General features: G+C 40.0%; 3 protein-coding genes. 2 read left to right on the top strand and 1 reads right to left on the bottom strand.

Annotated features, from left to right (window positions below):
- Window positions 1–117, top strand: a complete 117-nt coding sequence (locus A6E03_RS20460; RefSeq protein WP_369688361.1) for a VCBS domain-containing protein — start codon at window positions 1–3, stop codon at window positions 115–117.
- A gap of 14 nt (window positions 118–131) precedes the next feature.
- Window positions 132–9,191, top strand: a complete 9,060-nt coding sequence (locus A6E03_RS09175) for a VCBS domain-containing protein (RefSeq protein ID WP_369688360.1) — start codon at window positions 132–134, stop codon at window positions 9,189–9,191.
- 104 nt (window positions 9,192–9,295) lie between these two features.
- On the opposite strand, the gene A6E03_RS09170 is transcribed toward A6E03_RS09175, so the two are convergent.
- Window positions 9,296–10,486 carry a class I SAM-dependent methyltransferase gene (locus tag A6E03_RS09170; RefSeq protein ID WP_065591315.1) on the bottom strand — a complete coding sequence of 397 codons (1,191 nt, stop codon included), beginning with the start codon at window positions 10,484–10,486 and terminating at the stop codon, window positions 9,296–9,298.
- Window positions 10,487–10,509: the final 23 nt, after the last annotated feature.

Raw genomic sequence — 10,509 nt, 5'->3', positions numbered from 1 at the left:
ATTTCCAATGGTGAAGTCAAAACTGAAACCTTTGACATCGTTGCGGATGATGGCAACGGTGGAACCGTAACACATACCGTCACCGTTGAAGTGACGGGCACCAACGATCTCCAGTAGTTTCAGGTTCATCTATCATTTCTGGTGGTGTTGTCGAAGAAACAACACTTAGCACCAGTGGCGATTTATTTGTTGATGATGTAGACACATTAGATTCGCATACATGGACATTACTTACATCTAATACTGATCCATACGGTTCAATTACGGTAACAACGAATCCCGATGGCTCTGGTAAATGGGAATACACCCTAAATAATACCGCAGCGCAAGTTCAAGCCTTGGCAAGTGGTGAAAGACATACTGTTGAATATCAAATTCAAGTTGAGGATGGAGAAGGTGGTTTAACAACAGAAACCATTTCCATTGAGATTACAGGCACAAACGATGAGCCCGTGGTGTCAGGTCAGTCTACTGGTCTAGTGAAAGAAGATACCGCAACTCAATCAGAGGCCGAAGGTCAATTGACTGTCGATGATGTTGATTTAATCGATGTTCATGGTTGGAGTGTAGATACTAATAACGGCACTTATGGCTCGATTACGATAGATCCTGCTACGGGTAAATGGGTTTACACCATAGATAACGGACTAGCAGCAACACAAGAATTAACCGAAGGTCAAAGTGTCGAAGATAAATTTATTGTTACCGTTGATGATAATCAAGGTGGTACAGATACGATCGAAATCGTAATCACCGTAGTTGGTACCAATGGAGTTCCTGTTATTGGTGGCGATATTGTAGGTGATGTTACCGAAGATACAAAATTAACGACAACAGGCACGTTAACCGCTGCAGATGAAGATGCAACAAGCTCGTTTAATTGGGATATCGTAGGTTCAGATACCGGTACTTATGGTAAATTTACATTAGATGCGAGTACAGGAACTTGGGTATATACATTAGATAATGACGCTGCTCAATCTCTTGGTGCAGGTGATGACCCAATCAAAGAATATTACACCGTAGAATTAAGCGATGGTGCTGGTGGTGTAATTACAGAAACCGTTGAAATTACAATTAATGGGACTAATGATGATCCAGAATTATCAGGGCAATTATTAGGTTCCGTAAAAGAAGATTCAATAGAAACAACAGAAGGCCAACTCATTGTTGACGATGTAGACCTTTCAGATACCCATACATGGGAAGTTCTGCCGGCAACTGGCTCTTATGGTTCAATTACGGTGGATGCAAACGGTAAATGGACTTATACCATCAATAACTCATTAGATATCACTCAGCAGCTTGCAGAAGGCGAAAATGCAGAAGATCGTTTTATTGTTACGGTTGATGACGGACAAGGTGGCACTGATCAAAAAGAGATTATCATTTCTTTAGAAGGAACCAATGATCTACCAAGTGTTGTCGACAGTAATGATACCGGAACCGTTAAAGAGGACGAGATCTTAACTATTTCAGATACATTAACGGTTGATGATGTTGACTTATCTGATGTGCATAATTGGTTTGTGATTGGGGCCTCTGAATCGAAATTAGGCAGTTTTTCAGTAGATTCAGTGACAGGTAAGTGGACGTATACACTTAATGGAACTGAATCTCAAGTTCTTGCTGCAGGAGAAAGTGTCGTTGAAAGTTTTGTCGTCGTCGTTGGTGACGGTAATAACGGTTATGCCCAACATACTGTTGAAATAACTATCGAGGGCACTAATGACCAACCTGAAATTACAGGGAGAACAACAGGCACTGCTGTAGAAGATATTATACCGACAGCTACAGGAGCATTAACTGCAGTAGATGTTGATTTTACTGATGATCATACTTGGCTTGTTGTTGACGGAGGTGTTGGTAAATACGGTAACATGACTGTGGATACCGATGGTAATTGGTTATATACACTTGATCCATTAAATGCAGCTACACAAGCATTAGCCGAGAACCAACAAGAATTTGAAACATTCACGATAGCCGTCAATGATGGTAATGGTGGAACGAATACCATCGAGATAAGGGTTGAAGTATTAGGTACGAATGATGCTCCTATCATAGGTGGACGTACAACTAGAACCATTACTGAGGATGATGCAGCTTCCGTTTCTGGTAAGTTAAAAGATGGTGATGTCGATTTAACAGATTCACACACTTGGACATTACTTACCGATACACAAGGTGATTATGGCTCATTATCATTAAATGCAAATGGCCGATGGACATATACTATTGATAATACGTTAGCCTCGACTCAAGGTTTATTGGAAAACCAAAGTGAAACTGAAGAATTTATTATTCAAGTAGAAGACCAATACGGTGCTATTGATACAGTTACAGTCACAGTCACAGTCAAAGGAACTAATGATGTTCCTGAGCTATCAGGAGAATTAACTGGAATTGTAGAAGAAGATTCAGTGATTACTGAGATTGATGGACAACTGTACCCAGATGATCAAGATATTGATGACACTTATACATGGTCGTTAGATTCAAGTACCGGCTCGTACGGGACATTAACATTAGATGCTAATGGTAAATGGTTTTATGTTCTTGATAATGATAAAAGTTCAGTACAGTCATTGTCTGAAGGAGAAATAGTTCAGGATACCTTTACGGTAACAGTTACGGATGGTTTCGGAGGTTCGACGTCAAAAGATATTGTTATTGATGTTGCTGGTAATAATGACGAACCATCAATTACGGGCGCAACAACGGGCAGTACGATTGAAAATACCACAGGAAAAGATGTCGCAACCGGTGAGTTGACTGCGGTAGATATTGATCATTTAGATAATCATACATGGTCAATCGTCACCCCAGAAGGAGTCTATGGTGAATTAAGTATCGATCCTAATACTGGTATGTGGACGTATCAATTAGATAACTCAAAACCAGAAACAATCGCGATTTCATCAGGGCAGGTAGTGCAAGATACGTTTACCGTTCAGGTTGATGATGGTAAAGGTGGCACTAACCAAATTGAAGTGGTTATTGATATTGCTGGGACAAATAGCTCTCCTGGTATTATTGGTGATACTACAGGTGAAATAAAAGAAGATACGGCTCCAAATGAAATCTCAGGTGATTTACAGTCTGGTGATTTGGATTCAATAGATACCTTAGAATGGGAAATTATTGGTTCGGCAGGCCAATATGGCCAGTTTACTCTCGATAATGACGGGCATTGGACCTATACCCTTAATAACAGTAACAATACCGTTAATGGGCTAAAAGAAGGTGCAGAGCTAGTTGATACCATCACTGTAAAAGTAACCGATTCATTTGGTGAAGTTTCTGAAAAAGACATTGAAATTACGATTGAAGGGACAAATGATGCACCATCATTAAGCGGAGCATTAACCGGGACAGTAATAGAAGATCAAACAACGGTTATTGAAGGGCAACTAGATAGTTCAGATCCTGATGTAGGTGATATTCATGCATGGAACTTACTAAATGGTGTCGGTCAGTATGGTTCATTGACGATGAACTCTAGTGGTCGTTGGACATATACGCTAATCAATTCCCTTGCTGCAATTCAAGCGCTTGGACCAAATGAAATATTTACCGAAACATTTACGGTAACGGTAACCGATTCTATGGGATTAGAGTCGACAGATGACATCGTTATTACTATTCAAGGTACCAATGATCTACCAGAAATAACGGGTGGGTTAATCGGTGAATATATTGAAGATGTTTCTCCTGATACCGTATCTGGACAATTAATCGCAACAGATGTTGATAATGGAGACACCACGACCTTTGAAGATCGAACTTATGTAGGTAACTACGGTACGTTTACCTTAAATGAAGATGGCTCGTGGAGTTATCAAATAAATAAGGACTCTGCGGCGATTCAGTCGTTAAATGAAGGGGATAAAATTTCAGAAACATTCACGGCTGTCGTTCATGATTCTAATGGCGGATTTACAAGTGAACAAATTGATTTCACTATTGTCGGCACTAATGATAAGCCTATAGTTTCTGGAGAGAACTTTGCGACGGTTCTTGAAGATGCGCAAGAATTTATTCCTGGAGAATTTACGGGTCAATTTACAAAAGTATCAGGGAATGTTCTTGCTGATGATATTGACTTAGGGGATGAGGTTGTTAGTTGGCAAGTAACTAATGGTAATGGTACTTACGGTATATTTACGATTGATGAAAATGGCCAATGGACTTATTTATTAGATAATTTTGATAAAGATACAAACGATTTAGATTTTGGTGATGAAGGTCAAGAAATCTTCTATGTCACAGCTACAGATAAACATGGTGGAGTGTCTGAACCTTTTCCTGTAACTATTACCGTTGTTGGAAATACGGATAGTGAAAGTAATGGTGGGGCGGTAGACCAAGTTATTGACGTTGAAGCGATTGAAGAAGGGGTTGATGGTAACGGAAGCGGAGATTCAGGAACGATTAATCTACCTGATGGCTGTACTATAAGTGATGTTAGTTCAACGAGCGATGGCGTTTTTGGTTCATTGACAGTTAATGATGATGGAACGTGGAGTTATGAGGTTAATGATGACGCGAGTTATGTTGATGCTTTGTGTGAGGGCGAAGTAGTAACTGAAAAATGGTTCGTCACCGTGTCAACAAGTTGTGGAGATAAGGTTGTTCAGGTAAATGTGACTCTTACTGGTTCAAATGATCAGCCAATAATTATTGCAGATACCGCGACTGGAGAATTAGGTGAAGTGGTTGAAGACAGTATTCTTGATGTATCTGGTCAATTAGAAGTTGTAGACCCTGATTCTTGTGATACTCACACATGGTATTTAGTTGATGCAACTGGCAATAAGATAGGTTCGCTAGACTCAAGTGGCGAAAACATAGTAATTCAAGGTATTTATGGCGAACTGACATTAAACCAAGCAACAGGAGAGTGGACGTATGTGCTTGATAATGACAGTCCACTTGTACAAGCATTAACGCCGGATCAAATTGAAAAAGAATACGTACGTGTTGTTGTTGAAGACGATAAAGGTGCAGTTAGTGCCGATTCAACCATTAATATTAATGTTATTGGTGTGGCAGATGATGCTCCAGCAGTTGCTATTATCGAAGAAATTGAATTCAAAGAAGATGGGAGTCCATTAACTCAAATTGGTGTATTGGATGATGTTGCTGGTTTAACGCCAGATTTAACTTGGAATCTTGTTACTGGTGATGGTTCATATGGGAACCTAACATTAGACAACAATGGTAATTGGACTTACGTTCTTGATAATGATTCGTTGGCAGTTCAGCAACTGAATGAAGGTGAGTCTGTTACGGATACCTTCAGTGTCACCGTCGTTGATAAATTTGGTAAAACAGTTGTTGATGAAAATGGTGACCCCGTTGAAATGATCTTCAAAGTGGACGTTACCGGAACGAATGATGCCCCAGTTATATCAGGCCAACTGAATGGAACGATTTCGAATATTGATTCGGATAGTAAAATTTCAGGAAACCTCAATGATGGTGATGTAGATACCGGTGATACTCATACTTGGAATGTGACTGATAATCAGGGTGATTATGGACGACTTATCCTTATTAATGGCAAATGGACTTATACATTAGATACCAGTCTAGATGCAGTAAAAGTATTAGGTATAGGTGAAACATTATCAGATACTTTTGAAGTTAGCGTAACCGATTCTTATGGTGAAACATCAACAGAAACAATCACCGTCACGATCGATGGGTCTAATTTACCTCCAGAAATAGCTCAAGATGATCAAATCATCATGGAGCTTAAAGAAGACGATAAGACGAGCGATACCAATACATTAACAGCAACGGATCCAAATAGTGATGATGTTACTTTTAGTGCTAAAACATTAACTGGGACGTATGGAACATTTGCCATTAATGAAAACGGAGAGTGGACTTACACCTTAGATAATAATGAGGCTCACATTCAAGGCCTAAAAGAAGGAGAGGTTGTATCCGAAGTCTTTACTGTATTTGCGGTTGATGAACATGGCGCAAAAACGGAACAAAAAGTCACCGTTAATATTACGGGAACAAATGATGAGCCTAAAATTTCAGGAATGGATACCGGAGTCGCTCAGGAAACAGACGGCAGTACTACGTCAGGTAACTTTGTAACCTCAGATGTAGATGTTGGTGATAATGTCGTTGTTACTGCTGGCACACAAGGCAGTTATGGTGTTGTCTCTGTCAATGATGCGACAGGAAAATGGACATATACAGTAGATGGTGAAAACCCAACAGTTAATAGTTTATCAAAAGGTGAAACGCTAACGGATACCGTTACGATCACGGCAACTGATGAATCAGGTGCGACGACCGATATGACGATAACTATCACTATTAATGGTGAAAACGATGCACCAGATTTAGTCGTTACGGTTCCGCCAGAATTAACAGAAGACAGCGGTGTAAGTGGTGCAAATACGATTGAAGTGACAGGTAATTGGGATGATGGTGATCCTGATACTGCAGATTCACATTCTTGGGTTGTATCAAATGGCGATCCTTTAGGTACGCTTACTTTTGAACCTAATGGAGACTATAAGTTAGTTGTTGATAATTCAGCTCTGGCAATTCAACAGCTTGGTGTGGGTGACTCTTTAGAGTTAATTTATACCGTAAAAGTCACTGATGAATATGGCTTAAGTAGTACGCAAAATATTACCTTTACTGTTAATGGTACCAATGATGATCCAGAAGTTGTTAATACAAGTATTACCTCTGTCGATGTGGCAGAGGATGGGGTATTAACTCAATCAGGCCAATTAGATATTTCTGATATTGACCAACTGGATACGACGTTTGATTTTAGTGTGACTAATTCGCCATCAGATGCTTACGGTGAAGTGACAGTGGATTCAGATGGTAAATGGACTTACGTATTAGATAACGATAAAGCACAAGATATCGGTGATGAAGTTATTACAGAAACGTTCACTATTCAGATTGATGATGGCAAAGGCGGAGTGATAACACAAGAGGTGACGGTGAATATTACCGGCACCGATGATGATCCGATTATAGATACGACAGTCACTCAAGTGACAGAAGGAACGGTAGTAGAAGATGGAACACTGACAGCTACCGGTCAAATTGCTTATGTGGATCCTGAAGGGGATGTGATTGATTACAATGTAATTAATCCACCGGCATCATCTTATGGTACTTTTACTGTAGACGCTAATGGTGTATGGACGTATGAGCTAAATAACACCTTAGCTCAAGAAATTGGGATTTCTGGCGCTCAAGAAACGTATACTATTGAAGTTACAGATCAAACTGGCGGAACAATACAACAAGTCATTACTATCAATATTACGGGTGAGAATGATAATCCAACGATTGATGTTTCAAGCGTCATTATTGGCAGTGTTGAAGAAGATGGTACAGCAACGGCTATTGGTCAATTAGATGTATCTGATGTTGATCTTACCGATACAAGCTTCACTTATTCCGTTATTTCTGGTCCAAACACCGCAGGGACACCAGGAGATCTTACGGGGTTATATGGCGCTTTAACGGTTGACGGTAACGGTGAGTGGACATATGTACTTGATAACGATAAAGCCCTAGTCTTAGGTGATACTGTTGCCACAGAAAAATTCACGATTGAAGTTGCGGATGGCAATGGTGGAACGGTAACTCAAGAAATTACGGTTAACGTTACAGGCAATGATGATCAGCCAATTATTGATGCAGGGGTTACGCAAGAAACAACAGGAACAGTGGTCGAAGAGGGTACGTTGCATACAGAAGGTACCATTGCTTACTTAGACCCTGAAGGTACAGATATCGGTTATACCGTATCAACCTCATCCACACCTTTATATGGAACATTTAGTGTTAATCCAACAACAGGTAAATGGGAATACGATTTAGATAATTCCCTTGCACAAGAGATAGGTGTTGATGGCGCTCAAGAATCTTTAGTCATTGATGTGACAGATGCAACAGGCAAAGTGACACAGCAAGTTATCACCATCGATATTACAGGGGAAAATGATTCTCCGGTGATATCAGGAAGTAGCACCTCTGATGTAAAAGAAGGGGTAGTAGAAACAGTTACAGGTCAACTGACAGCAATTGATGCTGAGAATGATCCAATAGGATGGCAAATCGCATCGACGTCATCAGCAACGGGAAGTTACGGAACCCTCAGTATTAATGCGGCAGGGCTATGGACATATATGCTTCTTGAAGGCAGTACGTTAGCGCTGGCTGCGGATACGACAGATGAATTTACTATAGAGGCTTCTGATGGAAAAGGAGGGGTGACTCAACAACTAATTACAGTGATTGTTGCAGCTCCGACTATTATTCAAGGTGCTATTGGTTCAGATATTTTAACGGGAACAACCAATGATGAGCTTTTATTTGGTAATCCATTAGATTTATCAGATGTTGGTACAGCTGATACGTTTACATGGACAAATGCCTCTATTGGTGGTGATTTAGGTCGAGATGTCATTAAAGATTTTGATCTCGATAGCGACAAAATTGACTTAAGTGACATTGCAAACATAACAACAGTGTGGGATTCAGCAGTATTAGCGTCTCAAATCCAAATAACAGAAGTCGATGGAAGCACTGAAATTTATATTAATGAAGCAGGAGCAACTGTCCAAACTATTATTGTAGATGGGATTACCCTTGATGAGCTAGCGGGAGAGCCAACCGCATCAATGACAGATGAAGAAAAGCTTAATGCATTAACTAACTCAGGTCATTTAGTCGTTTCAGATGCCTTTGGTAATGAGAGCGATAATATATTATACGCATCAGGTCAAAATGATATTTTAACTGGTGGTGGTGGTAATGATATTTTCTATTTTGCAGGAGAAGTGGCCGGAGACGCAATGGACCCAGCGCAAACATCGATTGCTGATTTTGCGGTTGATGGTGTAGCGGCAAATGGAGAAGCTGATATTTTAGACTTAGCTGAGTTATTACCTGATTCAATTCAAACGAATTCAAGCATGGATGACATGCTGCAACACATTAATGTGAATATTGATGATGGTAACTCTCAAACGGTGCTATCAGTCACTGATGAACTAGGAAATCAAACAGATATAACATTAGAAGGTATTGATAGTACTACGCTTGGAATTAGTGATTTAGGCTCAATGAGCGATCAGGATATTCTGAGTACAATATATAACGACTTCAACATGTTTAAAGTAGATTAATAAGGTTAGTATCATTTAATTTACGCAATTAAAAAGGCGAGAAGGGGTTACCCATCTCGCCTTTTTTAATGCTTTTAAATAGCATCTTGAATTACGTTAGATACTTATACAACGCGACAAGCAAAACCTTTTAGGTAGAAACCTTCAGGATAAGCAGAATCAAGAGGGTGATCCGCTGCTTGTTCAAAACGTTCAATAAATTGAACAGTACGTTTAGCATCAAGTGCCGCATCAGCAACAATTTTTTGGAATAAACCTGTATCCATTAAACCAGAGCAAGAGTATGTTAATAGCGTGCCGCCTGGGTTCAAAATTTGCATCGCAAGCATGTTGATGTCTTTGTAACCACGACACGCACCAACCAATTGGTTTTTAGATTCAGCAAATTTTGGTGGATCCATAATCACAACATCAAATTTAGTGCCGTTATCACGATATTCACGAAGCAACTTAAATACATCAGCATTTAAGAATTCAGCTTTAGATAAATCAAAGCCGTTAATTTCTGTGTTGTTTTTTGCGTTATCCAATGCCAGTTGAGAAACATCAGCGTTGATAACGTGCTTAGCGCCACCTTTAAGGGCGTATAGGCCAAAACCACCCGTATAAGAGAAACAGTTAAGTACTGATTTGTCTTTTACGTATTTGCATGAACGCTCACGGCTGTCACGTTGGTCAAGGTAGAAACCGGTTTTATGACCATTAACGATATCAACGCTAATTTTTACGCCGTTCTCTTCAATGATGACAGATTCAGGTGGCTCTTCACCGTGAAGAACGCCAGTGCGTTGTTGTAGACCTTCTTTTTTACGAACAGAAACGTCAGAACGCTCGTAAATATTACAGTCTGGGTAGCATTCGATTAATGCTTCGACCAACATATCTTTAGTTGCTTCAGCGCCAGCGCTTAGAAGCTGACATACAAAATAATTTTGGTAACGGTCAATAGTGATACCAGGTAAACCATCAGACTCCGCGGCAATTAAACGATAACCCGTTAAGCCTTCACGTTCAGCTAATACGTCACGTAGGCCTTGTGCTTGGTTTAATCGACGAACAAAGAAGTCTTTATCGATGGCTTCATTTTTGTCAAAAGTCCAAACACGAGCACGTATTTGAGATTGTGGAGAAAAAGCACCACGAGCAAGCCACTCACCGCTGTTTGAATAGATCTCTACTGTTTCACCTAGTTCTGGTTTTCCTTCCATACGCTCAATACCGCGAGAGAAAATCCAAGGATGGCGACGACGTAATGCTTTATCACGTCCTTTTACTAAATAAATTGAAACAGTCATATCGATGCTCTGATGAGTAAATT

Source organism: Aliivibrio sp. 1S128 (assembly GCF_001691065.1).
Taxonomy (GTDB): Bacteria; Pseudomonadota; Gammaproteobacteria; order Enterobacterales; family Vibrionaceae; genus Aliivibrio.
This window is presented reverse-complemented; position numbering and strand designations above follow the sequence as displayed.